This window comes from Delftia sp. WY8 (genome assembly GCF_018437695.1).
Classification (GTDB): Bacteria; Pseudomonadota; Gammaproteobacteria; order Burkholderiales; family Burkholderiaceae_C; genus Comamonas; species Comamonas tsuruhatensis.
Genome location: NZ_CP049795.1, coordinates 2,258,771 through 2,274,217, shown reverse-complemented (window position 1 = coordinate 2,274,217; position 15,447 = coordinate 2,258,771). Strand labels below are relative to the sequence as shown.

The 15,447-nt window shown below is 61.9% G+C and carries 27 protein-coding genes; 15 read left to right on the top strand and 12 right to left on the bottom strand.

Annotation, left to right across the window (positions count from 1 at the left end):
• Positions 1-2: 2 nt before the first annotated feature.
• The 6 genes from G4D77_RS10545 to G4D77_RS10520 all read right to left on the bottom strand — a co-directional run bounded on the left by G4D77_RS10545 (position 3) and on the right by G4D77_RS10520 (position 3,396).
• Positions 3-404 carry a hypothetical protein gene (locus tag G4D77_RS10545; protein WP_227740838.1) on the bottom strand — a complete coding sequence of 134 codons (402 nt, stop codon included), beginning with the start codon at positions 402-404 and terminating at the stop codon, positions 3-5.
• A complete protein-coding gene (locus G4D77_RS10540; RefSeq protein WP_154835546.1) occupies positions 397-1,215 on the bottom strand; it encodes a hypothetical protein in 819 nt (272 codons plus the stop codon). Before G4D77_RS10540 ends, G4D77_RS10545 begins: the two co-directional genes overlap by 8 nt.
• Positions 1,212-2,027 (bottom strand): hypothetical protein, encoded by an 816-nt coding sequence (locus G4D77_RS10535; protein ID WP_154835544.1) that lies wholly within the window; start codon positions 2,025-2,027, stop codon positions 1,212-1,214. Before G4D77_RS10535 ends, G4D77_RS10540 begins: the two co-directional genes overlap by 4 nt.
• Before the next feature lie 183 nt (positions 2,028-2,210).
• Positions 2,211-2,963, bottom strand: a complete 753-nt coding sequence (locus G4D77_RS10530; protein WP_154835542.1) for an antA/AntB antirepressor family protein — start codon at positions 2,961-2,963, stop codon at positions 2,211-2,213.
• Positions 2,960-3,205 (bottom strand): hypothetical protein, encoded by a 246-nt coding sequence (locus G4D77_RS10525; RefSeq protein ID WP_227740837.1) that lies wholly within the window; start codon positions 3,203-3,205, stop codon positions 2,960-2,962. Before G4D77_RS10525 ends, G4D77_RS10530 begins: the two co-directional genes overlap by 4 nt.
• A 14-nt stretch (positions 3,206-3,219) precedes the next feature.
• On the bottom strand, positions 3,220-3,396 hold the full coding sequence (locus tag G4D77_RS10520) for a hypothetical protein (RefSeq protein ID WP_193726169.1): 177 nt from the start codon (positions 3,394-3,396) through the stop codon (positions 3,220-3,222).
• Positions 3,397-3,496: 100 nt separating this feature from the next.
• On the opposite strand from G4D77_RS10520, the gene G4D77_RS10515 reads away from it, so the two are divergent.
• The gene (locus tag G4D77_RS10515) at positions 3,497-3,925 is read left to right on the top strand and encodes a helix-turn-helix transcriptional regulator (RefSeq protein WP_154835538.1); all 429 of its coding nucleotides are present in this window, start codon (positions 3,497-3,499) and stop codon (positions 3,923-3,925) included.
• A 62-nt stretch (positions 3,926-3,987) separates the two neighbouring features.
• Here the strand turns inward: G4D77_RS10515 and G4D77_RS10510 are convergent, their stop codons facing one another.
• From G4D77_RS10510 to G4D77_RS10490, 5 genes are all read right to left on the bottom strand, one after another.
• A complete protein-coding gene (locus tag G4D77_RS10510; protein WP_154835536.1) occupies positions 3,988-4,776 on the bottom strand; it encodes a hypothetical protein in 789 nt (262 codons plus the stop codon).
• An 18-nt stretch (positions 4,777-4,794) separates the two neighbouring features.
• Complete coding sequence (locus G4D77_RS10505) at positions 4,795-4,932, bottom strand: hypothetical protein (protein WP_193726168.1); 138 nt, start codon at positions 4,930-4,932, stop codon at positions 4,795-4,797.
• Positions 4,933-5,208: 276 nt separating this feature from the next.
• Positions 5,209-5,700, bottom strand: a complete 492-nt coding sequence (locus G4D77_RS10500; protein ID WP_154835534.1) for a helix-turn-helix domain-containing protein — start codon at positions 5,698-5,700, stop codon at positions 5,209-5,211.
• A gap of 2 nt (positions 5,701-5,702) precedes the next feature.
• Positions 5,703-5,957: a DUF4258 domain-containing protein gene (locus G4D77_RS10495; protein WP_154835532.1), complete on the bottom strand. Its 255-nt coding sequence runs from the start codon at positions 5,955-5,957 to the stop codon at positions 5,703-5,705.
• A 172-nt stretch (positions 5,958-6,129) separates the two neighbouring features.
• Positions 6,130-6,792, bottom strand: a complete 663-nt coding sequence (locus tag G4D77_RS10490; protein ID WP_154835530.1) for a S24 family peptidase — start codon at positions 6,790-6,792, stop codon at positions 6,130-6,132.
• 294 nt (positions 6,793-7,086) lie between these two features.
• Here G4D77_RS10490 and G4D77_RS10485 point away from each other — a divergent pair, with 294 nt between their 5' ends.
• The 8 genes from G4D77_RS10485 to G4D77_RS10450 all read left to right on the top strand — a co-directional run bounded on the left by G4D77_RS10485 (position 7,087) and on the right by G4D77_RS10450 (position 12,042).
• On the top strand, positions 7,087-7,413 hold the full coding sequence (locus G4D77_RS10485; RefSeq protein ID WP_154835528.1) for a hypothetical protein: 327 nt from the start codon (positions 7,087-7,089) through the stop codon (positions 7,411-7,413).
• Positions 7,410-7,901, top strand: a complete 492-nt coding sequence (locus G4D77_RS10480; protein WP_154835526.1) for a phage regulatory CII family protein — start codon at positions 7,410-7,412, stop codon at positions 7,899-7,901. The genes G4D77_RS10485 and G4D77_RS10480 overlap by 4 nt, the downstream gene beginning before the upstream one ends.
• Positions 7,902-8,001: 100 nt before the next feature.
• A complete protein-coding gene (locus G4D77_RS10475) occupies positions 8,002-8,325 on the top strand; it encodes a hypothetical protein (RefSeq protein WP_154835524.1) in 324 nt (107 codons plus the stop codon).
• Positions 8,326-8,327: 2 nt separating this feature from the next.
• Positions 8,328-9,185: an LvrA C-terminal domain-related protein gene (locus tag G4D77_RS10470; RefSeq protein ID WP_154835522.1), complete on the top strand. Its 858-nt coding sequence runs from the start codon at positions 8,328-8,330 to the stop codon at positions 9,183-9,185.
• Complete coding sequence (locus G4D77_RS10465; RefSeq protein ID WP_154835520.1) at positions 9,182-10,981, top strand: toprim domain-containing protein; 1,800 nt, start codon at positions 9,182-9,184, stop codon at positions 10,979-10,981. Before G4D77_RS10470 ends, G4D77_RS10465 begins: the two co-directional genes overlap by 4 nt.
• Positions 10,959-11,201 (top strand): hypothetical protein, encoded by a 243-nt coding sequence (locus tag G4D77_RS10460; RefSeq protein ID WP_154835518.1) that lies wholly within the window; start codon positions 10,959-10,961, stop codon positions 11,199-11,201. The genes G4D77_RS10465 and G4D77_RS10460 overlap by 23 nt, the downstream gene beginning before the upstream one ends.
• A 27-nt stretch (positions 11,202-11,228) precedes the next feature.
• Positions 11,229-11,618: a hypothetical protein gene (locus G4D77_RS10455; RefSeq protein WP_154835516.1), complete on the top strand. Its 390-nt coding sequence runs from the start codon at positions 11,229-11,231 to the stop codon at positions 11,616-11,618.
• 7 nt (positions 11,619-11,625) lie between these two features.
• Complete coding sequence (locus tag G4D77_RS10450; RefSeq protein ID WP_154835514.1) at positions 11,626-12,042, top strand: hypothetical protein; 417 nt, start codon at positions 11,626-11,628, stop codon at positions 12,040-12,042.
• Positions 12,043-12,578: 536 nt separating this feature from the next.
• On the opposite strand, the gene G4D77_RS10445 is transcribed toward G4D77_RS10450, so the two are convergent.
• A complete protein-coding gene (locus tag G4D77_RS10445; RefSeq protein ID WP_034369347.1) occupies positions 12,579-12,875 on the bottom strand; it encodes a hypothetical protein in 297 nt (98 codons plus the stop codon).
• A 442-nt stretch (positions 12,876-13,317) separates the two neighbouring features.
• Between G4D77_RS10445 and G4D77_RS10440 the strand changes: the two genes are divergently transcribed.
• The 6 genes from G4D77_RS10440 (at position 13,318) to G4D77_RS10415 (ending at position 15,413) form a co-directional block, all read left to right on the top strand.
• Positions 13,318-13,635 carry a hypothetical protein gene (locus G4D77_RS10440; RefSeq protein ID WP_034369586.1) on the top strand — a complete coding sequence of 106 codons (318 nt, stop codon included), beginning with the start codon at positions 13,318-13,320 and terminating at the stop codon, positions 13,633-13,635.
• Positions 13,635-13,967 carry an HNH endonuclease signature motif containing protein gene (locus G4D77_RS10435; protein WP_154835512.1) on the top strand — a complete coding sequence of 111 codons (333 nt, stop codon included), beginning with the start codon at positions 13,635-13,637 and terminating at the stop codon, positions 13,965-13,967. Before G4D77_RS10440 ends, G4D77_RS10435 begins: the two co-directional genes overlap by 1 nt.
• A gap of 238 nt (positions 13,968-14,205) precedes the next feature.
• Positions 14,206-14,526: an Ogr/Delta-like zinc finger protein gene (locus G4D77_RS10430; protein ID WP_154835510.1), complete on the top strand. Its 321-nt coding sequence runs from the start codon at positions 14,206-14,208 to the stop codon at positions 14,524-14,526.
• Between the two features lie 10 nt (positions 14,527-14,536).
• Entirely contained in the window at positions 14,537-14,860 is a 324-nt protein-coding gene (locus G4D77_RS10425; protein WP_154835508.1) for a hypothetical protein, read from the top strand.
• Entirely contained in the window at positions 14,857-15,198 is a 342-nt protein-coding gene (locus G4D77_RS10420; protein ID WP_154835506.1) for a hypothetical protein, read from the top strand. The genes G4D77_RS10425 and G4D77_RS10420 overlap by 4 nt, the downstream gene beginning before the upstream one ends.
• Positions 15,195-15,413: a hypothetical protein gene (locus G4D77_RS10415; protein ID WP_154835504.1), complete on the top strand. Its 219-nt coding sequence runs from the start codon at positions 15,195-15,197 to the stop codon at positions 15,411-15,413. Before G4D77_RS10420 ends, G4D77_RS10415 begins: the two co-directional genes overlap by 4 nt.
• Positions 15,414-15,447 lie beyond the last annotated feature (34 nt).

Sequence of the window (15,447 nt, the reverse complement as noted above, 5' to 3'; positions counted from 1 at the left end):
TCCTATCGGGCGCGCAGCAGTGCTGGGCGCGTGGGGATGTTGGGAATGTGGCCGACGACCACGGGGAAGGGCCAGCAGGTCGAGGTGTTCGCGCGCTGGGCTTCGATGGCCTCCCGGCGCTCGGGGCTCAGCACCAGGCGGACCTCAATCTGCAGGCCCTCGGCGCAGCGCTTGGCCACGATGTACTTGCGGCCGGCGCTGGCGCTACGCGAGCAGCCGCGGTGCACCTTGCTGCCGTCGGCGTCGTAGGTGCACATGCCTCTGCCGTTGCCGGCCTGGCCCGGCAGCTGCTGGCGCATGACCAGGCCGGCAGCGATCAGGGCCTGGGCCTGGCCCACGTAGACGGCCATTCGGTACTCCACATGGCGCAGCACGCCGGGGAAGACTTCGGTTTGCTCAGGCATCGCCATCTCGCGAGGCCTCCAGCAGTTCCCCGCCTGCTATAAGCATCGCGCGCTCCAGCAGGTAGGTGGCCGAGTGCAGCATGATGTCGTCGTCGTTTGCTTTGTAGACAACCTCAAGTGCAGCGCCAATTCGGGCAGACATATCAGGCAGCGGACCAGCGATCAGGTCGCCTCTTGTGCCAGGCCCCATCGCATCGCCTTCTGCTTCGGATTTTTGGTAGTACATGGCGACCAAATCGCTGAGGCCGGACACCAGGTCGCTGTTCGCATGCTGTGCATAAAACTCCAGCACAGCTTTTGCGCATCCCATCCAGCACATCGCATCGAAATGCGTGTCCTCGATCTCCTTTTCCGTCGGCGTAACGCTGTGCCTCCCTCGCTTTTTTGGTCGCTTCAAATCGGTGAATACGATCTGCTCAGGTGTGTCTCCCGTCACCTGGCTGAGCGCGGCCGCTGCCGTGGCTATGAATGCCGTGCGAGCCGCTGATTCCGTGTCGCCCGGAACAAGACGCGCGGCATTGATGCACGCCGCAACGTCATAGGTTGCAGATTCGTGCTCCTCCTTGTTCGCCTTGGAGGCCTGTAGCGCTATGTCTGCCCCGATCCTGAGCAGGCGGTCGGATTCGCCGCTGAACTCATGGGGCTCATCTGTCCTGCTCGCTTCATGCAGGGCTTGGGAGGCCATCCGGAACAGCGCGCAGCATTCCTCGAAGGTGGGTGCGGACTGATGGGCTGCAGGTGTTGCTGCGGACGAGGATGCGACCGCGCCGGCCTTGCGGCGGGCCTGGGGCTTTTCGGCAACGGCGTTCATGCTTCGGCTCCCAGGTCGTGGAATTTGGGGCCACCGTGCCAGCGGCCAATGTCTCCGATCACAGAGTCGCCCACTGCATGGTCTGCCACGCTGCCGATGCTTGTGGTGATGGACTGAGCTGCGCTGATCAGGTTGCTCCGCTCCCACTCCCCATCGCTCGTCAAGGCCATGGCAAGGATGCTGCCAAGCGTGGCCATATTGCCCGCGACGACTTCCAGCACAGCAGCCAGCTGCGCACGCGAGAACGTGACGCCCACCTCCTGCGCCACTTCTGGCTCCCTGCGAATGGGCGGAGTCGGGCGGTCGCGGAATGGCTTGGCGCCCGCATAGGTCGTCATGGCGCGCAACTCACCGAGGTCATGCTTGGCTTTTGCGTATGCCACGCACAGCCGCCCAGAAAAGTCCTCTGCGTGGTCGATCAGCATCGAGACGAAGGCGGCTTCTCCAGCCGAGGTGCATGCGTCGGGGTTGAACTGCTCCCGGGCGGTCTCCAGACCGTTGTTGATGTAGCCGAGCATGCTCGTCATGCTGCTGGTGTCCAGGCCTTCTTCGTCGTCCACTTCATAGACGTCGGGCTGCTCCAGGTGCCCAAGGAGCACGCTGGCTCGGTCCATATGCGGGCACCGATAGCGCTCGACGGCGCCGCAGTACGTGGTGTTCAGCACCATGTAGAACAGCGATGCGGCAGCCTTTTTGGCCAGGGCATCGGCCTCAGTAGCGGCAACATCCGAGTGGCGTGCTGGCGCCGGCTTTTGAGTCGCTCGCGTGGTCGCGGTTTTGCGAGCGGGTGCTAACGTGGCATCATTCGACATGTGAAATGTCCTCACGGTTGGTAGCTGCGGGGTTTTTCATCGAGTTCCAGCGGTTGGCGCTGCTGGTTCTCACAGAAGCCTGACCGGTTGGCGCTGGTCGGGCTTCGCCTTTTTCTGAGGCAACTTTGCCCCGGTCTGGTGGCCGGCGATAAATGGCGCGCACCACTGATTGAAGTGCGTTCTTCACAGCAGCACCGGCTGAGGGGAAGAGGGCGCATGTTGCGGGTTTCGCTGCTGGCGCTGGCCACTGAGCGACAGCACTGCGGCGGACAGATCGGCGACGGATGCGGCCATCACCTGCACGCTGTCGATTGCCTGGAGCAGCGCCTTGTCCGTGGCCGACGGGGCGACCAGGGCGGGAGCGCTGTACTCCGCGATATGCCGGCCAGCGATGGCCAGGGCTTCGGTGAATTCGTTGCGAGGGATCTCGCGATAGCCAACCTTGAAATGGGCCTTGAGCTTGCTCCAGCCCTGTTTGAGGAAGGCTGCACGTTGCTTGAGCGGCAGAGCTTGGGCAGCGTCCGTGAGCATCGAGCGCAGTTCGCTCTGTTCTTCGCCGGTCAGGGTGTCCGAGCGCCCGACTGTGTAGGGAAGTTGAGGGGAGGGCTTAAGGCCCTTGGCGATCCGCTCGCATGCCATGAAGTACTCCCGCACGTCATGCCCACGATCGGTGCCGCTCATCATGCCGATGTGCTTCGCGGCTTCCAGGGTGAAGTGGTACTCGCTGCTGTCGAATTTCCCACCTACCCCCTTTTGGGTGTAGGTGATGTAGTCGCGGTTTTCCACGAATCTCGCCCGAGCGATCTGGGCCTTCACCCAACTGGTGTAGTCCTTCTTGACGCCAAGCTCGGCGCGCAGCTGCCGACCGTCGCAGGTCTTGATCAGTTCGTCGCCCACCTGGCGGTCGTGGATCTGGATGTTGACGATGTTGCTCATGCTGCTGCTCCGTCGGTGATCGTGGGGATGCCGGCCATCTCGATGAGCACCTTGAGGGCGCCATATATGCCGGACGCCTGGGCGGTGCCGCCCTCCGTTGCGCCCATCGCCATCAGTTCGGAGGTCAGGCCCTTGGCCGCATCCTCCACGCTCACGCCGTTGGCTCGGCTCATCCAGCTGTCCACGGCGATCTCGTGGCCAGACTGCTGCGCGTCTTCGTCGAGGAAGAACGTCGCGTTCATGTTGAGGATCTCTTTCACTGTGGGCTTCCTTTCGTTGCGGGTTGCTGATCGGCGCGGCGGCTCAGTTCGAGGCGGAACAGGATCTCCTGGTTGATGCTGCGAAACGCCTCCTTTGCCTTGGCTCGGAGGTAGTCCTCAAGGTCATCTGTCGGCCTGAACTGGATGGGGGGCTTCTGCTTGGCTTTCGACATAGAATCAAACTTGGTTGTGATTGATACTGAATAGTCTTGAAGAGTAGTGTAAATACCGTTCGCTACTTGTCAATACTGTTCGTGACTAATTTTGGAAAAAATGGACAGCGAACTCCCTCAGCGGCTCATCAAGGCGCGCTCCGGCCATGGCTGGTCTCAGGCTGACTTGGCCGAGGTCAGTGGCGTTGCTGCTGCGCAGATTTCTCGGTACGAGCAGGGTCGAAGCAAGCCTCGTACTGAAGTGACAGCGAAGCTCGCCAAAGCCCTTGCCGTGCGTTTTGAGTGGCTTGCGTACGGCGACGGCAGCCCAGACGCTGGTGATCTTGTTCCCGAGCATCCGAAGTCTCGCAAGGAGTTCATCGCCCTTGAGTTGACGGATGAGCAGTACGCTCGCATCCAGCGATTTGCTCAGTCCCGTGGCATCACCTATGAAATGGCCATCCACACGCTGATGGGGGAGCTCCTCAAGATGGCCGATGCAGCAGAGCTTGGACAGGCTGAGGATCCTGCTTCCTCTCCAAAGCCGTGACCCCATAGCCACCTCTGCATGAGATGGTTCAGTTCTGAAACATGCCCTTGGCGGCGTGGCGCTCATGCCCATCCCCCAGCGATCAGGTTGCGGATGATGGCGGGACCTTCGGTGCGGTCGGTGGCCTCGTGCTCCTCCAGGTGCTCAAACACAGCCAGGGCCTCGGCCTTGTTGCGCGGCGCGATCTTCGCGAGCTGGCGAAAGCAGAAGTCGACGTGCTCCTGGAACTCTGGCCAGTGGTCGCCGGCCATGTCCACGCTGGCACTGCGAAGCCAGTAGAGGGACCGCTCATATTTGTCGGCGTGAAGACAATCGGCGAGCGTTGACGGCACCAGTTCTGGGTGTTTCATGAACCGCGCATCTGCTTTCGCGTGGTCGTAGCCCCAGAGCGCCTCCTTATCTTTGCGCAGGCCCTTCAGGGCGACCTTGCACGCGGTTTCTGCAGGCGTTAGAGCGAACAGGCCGTCCACAGAGCCGAAGCGGGACAGGGCTTCATCCTTGCGCGCCTGCCGCTCCATCGTGGACTTGGCCAGCGACTCTAGATTGGCAAAGCCGAATGTCATCAGCACGGCAGCGAAGTGGCCATTGGAGACGCGGGCCACATATTTGCTGTACCTGTCTTCGAGGTCCTTGGCAGGGGTCTTGATCTGCTTGAAGGCCTCCAGCGCTTTGTCTATCAGCGCCGGATGAGCGGTCTTGATGCAGTCGCGCAGCCAGAGGACTGCATCCAGTTCACGGTCGCCGGTTTCGTTCTTTGGGGCGGGCGTCTCCGGTATCGAGAGAGCAGTGCTGGCGCTGGTTTGCACAGGCGGCAGGGTGAAGAGGGCGCGAAAGGCCTGGTTGTCTTGCATCTTGATCTCGCTGCGTGGTTACGGGTGCTGGCGCTGGGATGCGCGGTGGTTGCGCCAGAGCAGGCCGAAGGCCCAGCTCATGGCTTGGGGCAGGTTGGCGCCGGCCCGACGGCGCATGGCCACCAGGCGGAAGAGGCAGGCGAGTTTGCTGGTCATCGTTCACTCCGACAGGTTGATGGAAGGGGGGGGCCAAACTGACACCCCCCTTCGCAACACCTCGCGGGCGGGAGTTCATCCCTGGACCTGCCCTCTGCATCCTGTTGGGCTTACCGGCTTCGTATCGCTTGCCGAGGTCTTGGTGCGTGGTGTCGCGTTGGGTTGAATTTAAACACTGCGTTTTTCACCTGTCAACACAATGTTTTAACACCATGTTTTTAGTGGGCGAAAAAAAGCCCGCGCAAGGCGGGCGTTCAGGTGTGTTTTAGAGGTGGTTCAACAAACCGCCTCAGCTTCATCGGCTTCGTCGTCAGCCTGCTCCAGGCGAGACTCCCAGTGCTGACCTTTGGACTCGATGATGATCTGAGTTGGCTGAGGGCCGCTCATGGCGCGCTCAACAGCGCGCAGCGTCTCGAAGGCGCTCTTCAGGCGCACGTTTCCATTCGAGTGCTCAAGGTAGATGAGGCGGATCATCTTGTCGGCCATCTTGGGGATCTTCGTCTCCTTTTCCCAGCGGGCGACGGTTTGCGCATCTACACCTAGCGCAGAGCCCAGGTTTGCCTGCGACAGCAGCAAGCCCGAAGTCCGGATGTATCGGAACTCCGTCTTTGTCAGTGGTTTGGCCTTCTCGACCAGGGCGCGGCAGATCGCTTCGCTGAGACCTTCCAGGTCGCGAATGGCCACAGCTTCCCCAAACGGGGTCTTGCGAACTTCGTAACCATTGGCCAGCCACACGTTGCGGAGGCCTCCGTCCGTATAGTGGTACATGACTACTCTCCTAGATCAATCACAGTAACAATCGTCAGCTCAGGGGCTGGGTACTCCACGCAGACCACTGCGCCAACCAGCACCCCGGACACCAGTCGCTCCATCTTGCACTTGAGGCCTGGGAAGCGAATGTCTGGCTCAGGGATTTGCCGGATGCACCCCATGCGCAGGGCCTCAAGCACCATCACTTTCGTGACTCCGCGCTGCCTCATCCGCTTGCTTGCATGGTCGGTGAAAGCGATGTTGAAGGTGTCCATCGCACTGTCACGGACATGTCGCTCCAGCTGATGTATAGACGGCTGAGTCAAAGAAAGGTTCCTATCATTTTGATAGGTCTCGATGTTAGCTCAACCTAAGTTGAAATGCACTGAAATACACCTGAATTCACGTTTGTGTAGCAGGTGTGCACTGTGTGCGGGAGGTCTGAAGTCAGAACACCAATGAATCGGGGCCCACGCTTCCCGCGACACGCTCCACGCAGTCAATCTCCTGGCGGCCGATGGTCATGGGCTCATACCCATTGTTGATGCTCAACAGCTGGAGTTCGTCGTCGCGGATCCAGTTCAGTTGCTTCAGTACGCAGTTTCCGTCGTGCAGCTTGACCACCACATCGCGGCCAGGCTGGGCCTCGATGCTCGGGGTCACCACCACGAACTCCCCGGCTCTGTAGCGAGGATGCATAGAGTCGCCCTTGATGCGTAGCGCATATGCGCGCGGGTCGCCCGTCCAGTAGGTAACCCATCCATCGGCAGTGTTGTCCTGCACAAGATAACCATCAGGCCCTGCTCGCACGCTGCCTGTAACTGGGATGTGCCGGGCCTTCTTCAATTCTGGTGCTGGCTCCACGTTGGTGATGTCGAGAGGGGGGACATCCCCCGTCATCGCGCCCTCGCCATGCCTCATCCATCGCATGCTGATGCCGCGCTCAGCCGCGGCTACGAGGCCATCGCTGGACGGGCCTCTGGTTTCCCAATTCTTGGCTGTTTGGGAGTTGGCAAGGCCCAAGAACTGGGAAACGTCAGTAGGGCCAACGCTGGCCTTTCCTGTGAGGTGGGCAACGGCTTGATAGATGCGCTCTGTGACGGGGTGCATGGTGCGATTTTTTTACGAATTGTTTAAACGCGCTGTTCAAACATGGCGTTGCAATGGCTTCCAACATGGTGTTTAATGTTGGCTATGAACATTGCCGCTACTGAACTCATCGACCGTCTTGGCGGCAGCACTGCCGTAGCCAAGCGACTTGGATGGTGCTCCCTGAACGGGTCGCGCCGTGTCAACAACTGGAAGCGCCGCGGTATCCCGCTTGGTGTCCAGCTCGACCACGAATGGCTCCGAGTTGCTCCAGCTTCCTCGCGGACAGCCTTAAAGCCTGTTGAGGCCTGACCCATGGGGCCGAATCAGGACATCCTGCGCCCGCCGCGCGCTGACGCCAGCTCGCGCTCCACGCACATCACGACCCGGCTCGCCCGGCAGCGGATGTACAGCTCCCCCGCTCTCCATGACAGCTCCAGCTGGCTCGTCGTCAACGTCTGCTCCCGCGCGCTCGTCTCGGGATTCACGTTGGTGCTGACGCTGGTCCTGGTGCTGGCGTGGAAAGGCTGCGTGCTGAGGTTCATGGCGGCTCCCTTTGGTGTGGTGTTTGTTTGCATTGCCGTGATGTTCGGCTTTCCCCTCTTTCCCGTCTATGTCCAAAACTTGAGGAGCAGGACATGAGTGCAGTTGATTGCGTGAGCCGCAGCGCTCACCACTACCCCGGAGCACGCGCAGCCCTGATCGCCCGCCTGTTCCCCGGCAAGTCCGATGACTCGGTGCGCAAAGAGCTTTCGGGCATTGCTTCCCACAAGCTGGGCCTGGCCGACGGCATCGCCATCGCAGCGATGTGCTGCGAACTGAAGACCCCTCATTGCTACGACCTGGCCAGCTACGTCGCCCAGGAATGCGGCGGGCGCTTCGAGCCGATCGATGGTGCCGGACCTGTGGTGGCTAGCCCCGTAGACAAGGTATCGAAGCTGGTTGTCGAGACCTCTCACATCACCAGCGCGGTGATCGAGGCCATGCAGGACGGCGTGATCTCGGACAACGAGCTGGCGCAGATCGAGCGCGAGATCGCCGAGGCCGAGGAGGTGCTGCGCAAGCTGCGCCAGGCAGCCCGCGCTGTCAACGCCGCAGGCAAGCCCCAACGCGCGCCGGCCATCCCCTGACGCTTTTCGCCGACGGCCAGGGTCGCTCCCGCACAGCAGTTCCACCACCTGCCGGCCGTTGGCTTTCTTCTTGTGGTGCTCCCCTCTAAGTGGTGGACACATGCCAACGAAAACTCTCATAGACGAAGCAGCCCTGATCGCGGATCTCAATGCTCACTTCCCAGGCGCCAAGGCCCAGTCCCTGCGCAGTTGGTCGAGCAATCCGACCCAGATGGGCGCTGTGGTCTCCGGCGAGGCTGAGATCAAGCCCGGCTATTGCATAGGCCCGTCCATCTACCTGGATGACGAAGCCTATGACGGCTACATCCACAAGGGGTTTGAGGCCTGGTGCGTGGCTCGTGGCTGGTATGTGGAGATCTACGAGCACGGCACGCTCTGGGTTGTGCCATTGCCCCTGGACAGCGCACTGGAGGCGAAGGAGTAGGAATGGCTGGCGAATGGATCAAATTCGATAACAGCCTGCCAGAGAAGCCGGAGACGCTGGCTATCACGGCGAAGATGGGTTGGGACGACCCGGATTTGACCGTGGGCAAGCTGATGCGCCTGTTTCGCTGGTTCGATCAGCACACCACTGACGGTAACGCTGTTGGCGTTACGCCAACGCTGTTGGATCGTGTGCTCGGCGTTACTGGCTTCACTGAATGTGTTGCGACGGTTGGCTGGATCGTGGTCACGGAAGACGGTATCTCGCTGGCCAATTTCGACAAGCACAACGGTGCGACGGCAAAAAGCCGTGCTCAGGGCGCCAAAAGGGCGGCAACTCACCGAAGTAACGCTTCTAGTAACGGCGAAAGTAACGCAGATGGCGTTACGAGGCCGTCACCTAGAGAAGAGAAGAGAAGAGAAGATAAAGACAATACCCCCCAACCCCCCACCCGGGGGTGGCAGCGTCGGAGCGATGCTGCCGACGAGCCAGATGGCTTCGGCGAGTTCTGGTCGGCATACCCCCGCAAGGTCGGCAAGGATGCGGCTCGCAAGGCCTTTGCCAAGCGCAAGCCCGATGCCGATCTGCTGGCGAAGATGCTGGCGGCCGTTGCGGTGCAGGCCAAGTCCACCCAGTGGCAGCGAGACGGTGGCCAGTACATCCCTCACCCTTCGACGTGGCTCAACGAGGGTCGATGGAACGACGGGGAGGGCGCGGCGCAGGGAGGTGACAGCGAGAGCCGGCCGCAATGGGCTCTGCAGGCTGGGTTCGAGAACCGCTGGGAGGCCGAGAACGAGCGCTGCTACGCCCACAACGCCCACCTCTTCCGCGACGGTCGTCGCATGGAGGTGCCTGAGTGAACGCTGCAGAACTCAGCCAGCGCATGGCGTCCGACGCTGCGGCCATTGCCCAGCACCTGCTGCCCAACGGCAAGCGCAAGGCCGGCGAGTGGGTGGCTGGCAGCGTGAATGGCGAAGAGGGCCAGTCCCTGTCCGTTCGCCTGACCGGCGCCAAGGCCGGCGTGTGGAAGGACTTCGCCTCAGGAGACGCGGGCGATCTGCTGGACCTGTGGGCCGCCTGCCGCAGCCAGTCCATCGGCGAAGCCATCCGCGAGGCCAAGGAGTACCTGGGCATCCGCGAAGTGATGCCTGAGCGCGAGAAGAAGACCTTCAAGCGGCCGGCAAAGCCGCAGTGCCAGACCGCCAAGGCCGGGGTCAAAGAATGGCTCAACGGCCGGGGGATCACCGACGAGACAATCGCTGCCTTCCGGGTGGCTGAGCAGATCCGCGGCGGCAAGACCTACGCCGTGTTCCCGTACCTGCGCGACGGTGAGCTGGTCAACGTCAAGTACCGCAACATCGCGGAGAAGCGGGACATGCGGCAGGAGGGCGGGGCAGAGCCTTGCCTCTTCGGGTGGCACCTGATCGACCCCAAGGCCCGCACCGTGGCGATCACCGAGGGCGAGATCGATGCCATGACGCTGCACCAGGTCGGCATTCCTGCCCTGTCGGTCAATGCTGGCGCTGGCAATCACCAGTGGCTGGAGAACGACTGGGAGCGCCTGGATTGCTTCAGCGAGATCCTGATCTTTTTCGACAGCGACGAGGCTGGCAAGGCCGGGGCGCAGGAGATCGTCCGCCGCCTGGGCCTGGAGCGCTGCAAGCTGGTCACGCTCCCCGAGAAGGATGCGAACGAGTTCCTGCAGAAGGGCGCTTGCGGCGAGGACTTTTGGCACGCCACCAAGGAGGCGAAGACCCTGGACCCCGAGGAGATGCGCCAGGCCAGCGACTTCATCAACCGCGTGAAGTCGATGTTCTATCCGGCCCACGATGACGCAGGCGACCCAGTGCTGCGCCTCGACAAGGATCTGGACTGGTTCGAGTTCCGCTCCGGCGAGGTCACCGTCTGGACCGGCTACAACGGCCATGGCAAGAGCTTGATGCTGTCCCAGGTGCTGCTGGGGCTGATGCAGCAGGGCGACCGCGTGATGGTGTTCTCCGGCGAGATGACACCCGAACGCCAGCTCAAGCGCACGGTCAAGCAGGCGGCGGGCCTGGACCGTCCCAGCATGCCCTACATCGACGCCATCGGAGCCTGGCTGCACGACAAGCAATGGTTCTTCAACGTGGTGGGCAGCGCAGGCATCGACCGTCTTCTGGCTGTGTTCCTGTATGGCTCCAAGCGTTACGGCATGCGTCACTTCGTGATCGACAGCTTGATGATGACGGACGTCCCAGAGGACGGGCCGGGCAGCATGACAGCTCAGAAAGAGGCCGTCCGCAAGATCTGCGACTTCGCGCGCCGCAATGGCGTGCATGTCCACCTGGTCGCCCACCCCCGCAAGGGTGCGGACGAGTCCAAAGGACCGGGGAAGCTGGACGTTGCCGGCTCTTCCAAGATCACCGACGGAGCCGACAACGTGTTCACGGTCTGGAGCGCACGCAAGGACGAGAACGACCCCAACCATGACCCCGACAAGCCAGACGCCAAGCTGGAGCTGCAGAAGCAGCGCAACGGCGATGTGCAGCACTACAGCCAGTACCTCTGGTTCAACAAGGCCGCCCAGCAGTTCGCCACGAACAACCGGCGTCGCGCCATCAGCTATGTCCCATTTTCAACCCAGGAGCCAAGAGATGAATTCGCTGACCAATCCTGAGCGCGCCATCACCAGTCTTGAGAACTGCCATGTGCTCCTGTGGAGCCAGAGCCAATGCGCGATGCATATCGAACCAGTCAGCAGCATGCTGACCCATAACCGCCGAGCCTATGTCGAAGACCGCCGCATGGACTACGTGCCCATCGCCTTCGGCACCCGAGATCTGTGCGGCGCACTGGCGGAAAAGGTTCGGCAGACCCTTAACAAGCGCCGCGGCTGATCCGTCTCTCACTGACCCAAGGAAAGAATGAGCAGGACCTATATCGACTTCAATGCCGTGCCCAAGGAGCATAGGCAAATTGACGCGCGCCTTGCGAACTGGGGCCGCTGGTGCCACGGCTCTGTAGCCCGTGAGATATCGCCGATGTTCCGCATGGTCTCGCCCGAGCCCATGGACCGCGCCCAGGCCCGAGAGGCCAGGCAGCGGCAGCAACTGCAGATCGACCACCTGGATGCCGCCCGCATACATGCCGCCGTGATCCATCTTCCGCTGCAACACAGGAGCGCACTGAACTGGATCTATGTAAAACCCTGGATGGCTCCCAAACGGGTTTGCCAAATCATTGGCACCAGCTTGGTCGAACTCGGCCGGCTTTTGACAGACAGCCGCCAGATGCTCCTGGCGAGAAAGGTTTAGAACCGAAATGCAATATCAAGACGGACGTGCTTCTGCGGATGAGCAACTTGTCAATGAACACATGCTTGGACAGTGCATGCACCCCAACTTCAAGGTGGTGCGTACCCCCTATGAGCTCTTTGCCGAATGCCGCGACTGCAATGCGTGGCGGCACTTGGAGGGTCGGCCCAGCCGGGAGCAGGCACATCATGAGTTGCTCGCCCAGCAGATCAGGCCAGCACACAACCCCACCAACGGCCTGCAGGTTGAGCGGGCAATGGGCCGCGCGGGTTGGGAGGTGCTTTCTGTCTGCCGTGATGGAGCCTGGCGCTGCACGGTAAAGCGTGAGGGCTTGATCTTCGAGTCGGCCGACCACTCGACACCAGCGGCGGCAGCGGTGCAAGTTGCCGCACTGCTCATAAAAAAAGGGTTGTACAAGTCCTGATTTTCAGGTATCGTTCGCCATATCGATTGAGCGAAGACGCATAGGAATCGTGGCATCCCTGGACGGAGGTGGCGGTGCGTCGATAGCTCAAGTTGAGAGCTTCCCCTGGGCGCCAATGCGCCCAAAGAAAAAGCCCGCACGGTTCACGCCTTGCGGGCTTTTTCGTTGAGCTCTAGCCTCTGGAGCGGACCATTGGGTATGATGGCTTCGCAGTCCGTTCGGGGCGAGACGTGGTGGTGGAAGATGCATGCCCCTGCCGGACCTTCATCCGCGCCCACTTGATGGGAGTTGCCGATGCTGGCCCCGCACGGGATTGAGCGGAAGCCGCCTTAAGCTGCCGAGGCCAAACACGGACTGCACCTTTTTTGAAGCCCTGACTGTTCACGCGGTCGGGGCTTTTTCGTTGGCTCCCCGATCCAGCCGGGGCCGCCCCTGAGTGGCGTGATGGGGCGGGAACTCCTCCGTGAGCTGTCGCGGCGCTGGAGTACAGAGAACGGCATTCCCCCTGTGGCATTGGCCATAAGTCCGAAGGGGCCCTATTCGCTGCGCTGCTCAACCCCCGCTGCGACCTTGGTGATGAAGCGTGCTGCCAACTCCTTGCCGTGAAGGCTTTGTTGTTGGACCCACGCGGTCTGCAGGGCTGACAGGTTGGCTTTTCCTGCATTCAGCAGATCTGGCTCGAAGTTGCTCATGAGGCTCTGCCGGAGTTCGGCGAGTGCTTCATCTGCGTTCGGCTGTCGTCGCATGTACTCCACGAACAGTCTTTGCAAAAGCATCTCATGCATGGCAAGACGCGATGCAAGGTCGAGGCCGAAGTCATTGGGCTGCGGCATTTGGTCCTCCTGGCTGGTTTGTGTGGAAGCTCCCATCGTATGCCAGGAGGGTGTCTGCCGCTAAAAAACGTATTGCGCGTTGCACTTCAGGCACGTGACGGCGATTTTGCTGTCGCCGTGCTCCTTTGCTGCGAATTCTCCTTCTACCTGTTTAACCCGTAGATCAACGCTGCTCATGAATGGGTGGTTGTTCTCGGTAACGGTGACGGTGCCTTTTTGTCCGCAGGCTTCGCACCCCAATCCGTATCGAACAGTTTCTCTTGATGCCATAGCGCGCTCCTTGATGAGTGGGTTGTCGGCTTCATTAGCTGCCGATACGCATCGTAGTGTGTGACAGCTGAATCAGTTTCCGCCGCCACCAGGTGTACCCGGCAAAGCATGCATAGCGCATGGGGTGCAAGGCTTGCGTGGCGGTACCTATCCCGCCATCAAGGATATCCACATGTCCCAGACTGAAGAAGCCGAAGGCGTTGTTTACCGCCATCTCGAAGATGACGTAGACCGAATCATCCCGACGCAGGCCAGGGCCCAGGCGCGCGACTTGGGCCAGAAGGTGGAGATCCTCCACGATGGCGTCCACCGCCTGATCTTCGTGAACGGCCATCCCATCGGCCAGGTGCTGAAGCTCGAAACCCCGCGCAGCGGCGGGATGCTGGCCGGCGTCGTGGATCTCAGCTTCGTGGCTGCTGAGATCGTGGAGCGCAAGGTGAGCCGCGATGAGTTCAACGCCCTCAAGTCCGAGGGCGTGGCGAGGAGCTGATGGCCAGGCTCCAGACCCTCAAGAGCTCTGTGCCGCTGCTCGACACCCGCCGCGTGCAAACCATCCAGGCCGGCAGCTGGCGCACCAGCGACCAGACGGCAGCGCAGCGGGGCTACGGCTACAAGTGGCAGAAGGCCCGCGAGGGCTTCCTGCGCTCTCACCCCCTGTGCATCCGTTGCCAGGCTGAGGGGAGGGTGGAAGCGGCAACAGTGGTTGACCACCGGGTGCCACATCGAGGCGATCAGACCCTGTTCTGGGACCGCAGCAACTGGGATCCGCTGTGCGCTACCCACCATTCCCGAGACAAGCAACGCGAGGAGCAGCAGAGATGAAGGCAATTCTTCCCTTCGCCGCCCTGGTGCTGGCTGCTGGCGCTGCAGTGGCTGCACCCGTCATCGTCATTCCGGCCCGCCCGGTGATCGTGGTTCCGCCTGCCAGGCCTGCACCAGCAGTCCGCCCCGCGCCGGCCGCGCCGAAGCCGACCCGAGCAACCCCAACCCCTGTTGTCGTGCCGCATATCGCGGCCCCTACGTGTCCCACAGAGCGCCGCGAGCGCAAGGAGTGCTGACGATGCGAATGATGTGCCCCCACTGCCAAGAGCATGCATACACCCGGACAAGCCTGCAGCTGACCAACACCAGCCGCGAGACCATCTTCCAGTGCCGCAACTTCGAGTGCGGCCATGTGTTCTCGGCGGTCACCGAGATCAACCGCACCATCAGCCCCAGCGCCATCCCGAACCCTGCGGTGGTCCTGCCGATGAGCACGCACATCAAGCGCAAGCTGCTGCAGACCCAGCTTGACGCGATGCCCGCCTCGCAGTACCAGCCCGGCTCCCACGCCGCGCCGGCCGTCACCACATCGCACCAGGGCACCGAGGCCCGCCACTGAGGAGCAGGACATGGATTTGGCAATGGACGCGAGGTCGGTCTTCATGCGCACCCTGGCTGGACGCATCGAGGCAGACGCCGATGCAAGGGCGAGGAAGCATGCGGAAGTGCTGTGCCAACTGCTGGAGACCTACACGGCCTCCAAGAGCCATGCCGTGAAGTTCATCCTTCACGAGGCTGTCGGCAAGGTGGAGCGGGTGCTGGCGCAGGAGTACGCGGCAGCCGATGCTGAGGCGTTGGCTGACCGCCTGGCCGCGATTGGCGCTTCCGAGGCCTGGCAAGCCGATGCAGGCTCGACCGCCATGCGCACTGTGGTGGATGGTGGCGCAGCATGAGGGCCGCAATCACGCAGCTGGCGCTGTACGCCGGCATGTATGGGCTGCTGTGGGCCTGGGTGGGTGATGGCGTTGAAGGAGCCGGCAATCTGCTGGCCTTTGTGGTCGGCGTGCTGGTGCTGTCCAACCTGCTCAACGTGCGCAGGACGGATCGTTTTCCCGAGCGCGCCTATGCGCTCCCCTCCGCAGTGGACAACGTGCTGAGCATCGGCCTGGTGATGGGCGCGGTTTGGTTTGGCCATTGGGTGATGGGCATCGGCCTTCTGATCGCATGGGCGTTGGGCGCGGGCACTCGCCAACTGCGGCAGGAGCGGCAACAGCAGGAGCGCAAGCAATGATCGAAGTCACGGACATCAATGGCCGCAGGCACCTGCTCAGCCCTGACGGTATCGTCCGCGTGAGCGAGGCCTCGACCTCCTGCCAGTGGCATGGCATCCGGTCGCACATCGTGACGATGCACGGCGCGACCATCGAATGTCAGCAGAGCGTCCAGGAGGTGCAGAAGCTGCTGCAGGCGCTGGAGCAATCCCGGCTCGGCGCGGACGCAGCCTGATCCCGTCTGACGCGATCCAGGGGCATCGCCGATG

Bases quoted from the DNA above. Each gene is read 5' to 3' on its own strand.
- G4D77_RS10500 (WP_154835534.1), bottom strand. From the start codon at position 5,700: ATGTACCACTATACGGACGGAGGCCTCCGCAACGTGTGGCTGGCCAAT.
- G4D77_RS10520 (WP_193726169.1), bottom strand. From the start codon at position 3,396: ATGTCGAAAGCCAAGCAGAAGCCCCCCATCCAGTTCAGGCCGACAGAT.
- G4D77_RS10530 (WP_154835542.1), bottom strand. From the start codon at position 2,963: ATGAGCAACATCGTCAACATCCAGATCCACGACCGCCAGGTGGGCGAC.
- G4D77_RS10445 (WP_034369347.1), bottom strand. From the start codon at position 12,875: ATGCCGCAGCCCAATGACTTCGGCCTCGACCTTGCATCGCGTCTTGCC.
- G4D77_RS10515 (WP_154835538.1), top strand. From the start codon at position 3,497: ATGGACAGCGAACTCCCTCAGCGGCTCATCAAGGCGCGCTCCGGCCAT.
- G4D77_RS10420 (WP_154835506.1), top strand. From the start codon at position 14,857: ATGAGGGCCGCAATCACGCAGCTGGCGCTGTACGCCGGCATGTATGGG.
- G4D77_RS10495 (WP_154835532.1), bottom strand. From the start codon at position 5,957: ATGGACACCTTCAACATCGCTTTCACCGACCATGCAAGCAAGCGGATG.
- G4D77_RS10510 (WP_154835536.1), bottom strand. From the start codon at position 4,776: ATGCAAGACAACCAGGCCTTTCGCGCCCTCTTCACCCTGCCGCCTGTG.
- G4D77_RS10480 (WP_154835526.1), top strand. From the start codon at position 7,410: ATGAGTGCAGTTGATTGCGTGAGCCGCAGCGCTCACCACTACCCCGGA.
- G4D77_RS10415 (WP_154835504.1), top strand. From the start codon at position 15,195: ATGATCGAAGTCACGGACATCAATGGCCGCAGGCACCTGCTCAGCCCT.
- G4D77_RS10535 (WP_154835544.1), bottom strand. From the start codon at position 2,027: ATGTCGAATGATGCCACGTTAGCACCCGCTCGCAAAACCGCGACCACG.
- G4D77_RS10435 (WP_154835512.1), top strand. From the start codon at position 13,635: ATGGCCAGGCTCCAGACCCTCAAGAGCTCTGTGCCGCTGCTCGACACC.
- G4D77_RS10540 (WP_154835546.1), bottom strand. From the start codon at position 1,215: ATGAACGCCGTTGCCGAAAAGCCCCAGGCCCGCCGCAAGGCCGGCGCG.
- G4D77_RS10505 (WP_193726168.1), bottom strand. From the start codon at position 4,932: ATGACCAGCAAACTCGCCTGCCTCTTCCGCCTGGTGGCCATGCGCCGT.
- G4D77_RS10485 (WP_154835528.1), top strand. From the start codon at position 7,087: ATGGGGCCGAATCAGGACATCCTGCGCCCGCCGCGCGCTGACGCCAGC.
- G4D77_RS10450 (WP_154835514.1), top strand. From the start codon at position 11,626: ATGCAATATCAAGACGGACGTGCTTCTGCGGATGAGCAACTTGTCAAT.
- G4D77_RS10430 (WP_154835510.1), top strand. From the start codon at position 14,206: ATGCGAATGATGTGCCCCCACTGCCAAGAGCATGCATACACCCGGACA.
- G4D77_RS10490 (WP_154835530.1), bottom strand. From the start codon at position 6,792: ATGCACCCCGTCACAGAGCGCATCTATCAAGCCGTTGCCCACCTCACA.
- G4D77_RS10470 (WP_154835522.1), top strand. From the start codon at position 8,328: ATGGCTGGCGAATGGATCAAATTCGATAACAGCCTGCCAGAGAAGCCG.
- G4D77_RS10455 (WP_154835516.1), top strand. From the start codon at position 11,229: ATGAGCAGGACCTATATCGACTTCAATGCCGTGCCCAAGGAGCATAGG.
- G4D77_RS10460 (WP_154835518.1), top strand. From the start codon at position 10,959: ATGAATTCGCTGACCAATCCTGAGCGCGCCATCACCAGTCTTGAGAAC.
- G4D77_RS10425 (WP_154835508.1), top strand. From the start codon at position 14,537: ATGGATTTGGCAATGGACGCGAGGTCGGTCTTCATGCGCACCCTGGCT.
- G4D77_RS10440 (WP_034369586.1), top strand. From the start codon at position 13,318: ATGTCCCAGACTGAAGAAGCCGAAGGCGTTGTTTACCGCCATCTCGAA.
- G4D77_RS10545 (WP_227740838.1), bottom strand. From the start codon at position 404: ATGCCTGAGCAAACCGAAGTCTTCCCCGGCGTGCTGCGCCATGTGGAG.
- G4D77_RS10475 (WP_154835524.1), top strand. From the start codon at position 8,002: ATGCCAACGAAAACTCTCATAGACGAAGCAGCCCTGATCGCGGATCTC.
- G4D77_RS10525 (WP_227740837.1), bottom strand. From the start codon at position 3,205: ATGAACGCGACGTTCTTCCTCGACGAAGACGCGCAGCAGTCTGGCCAC.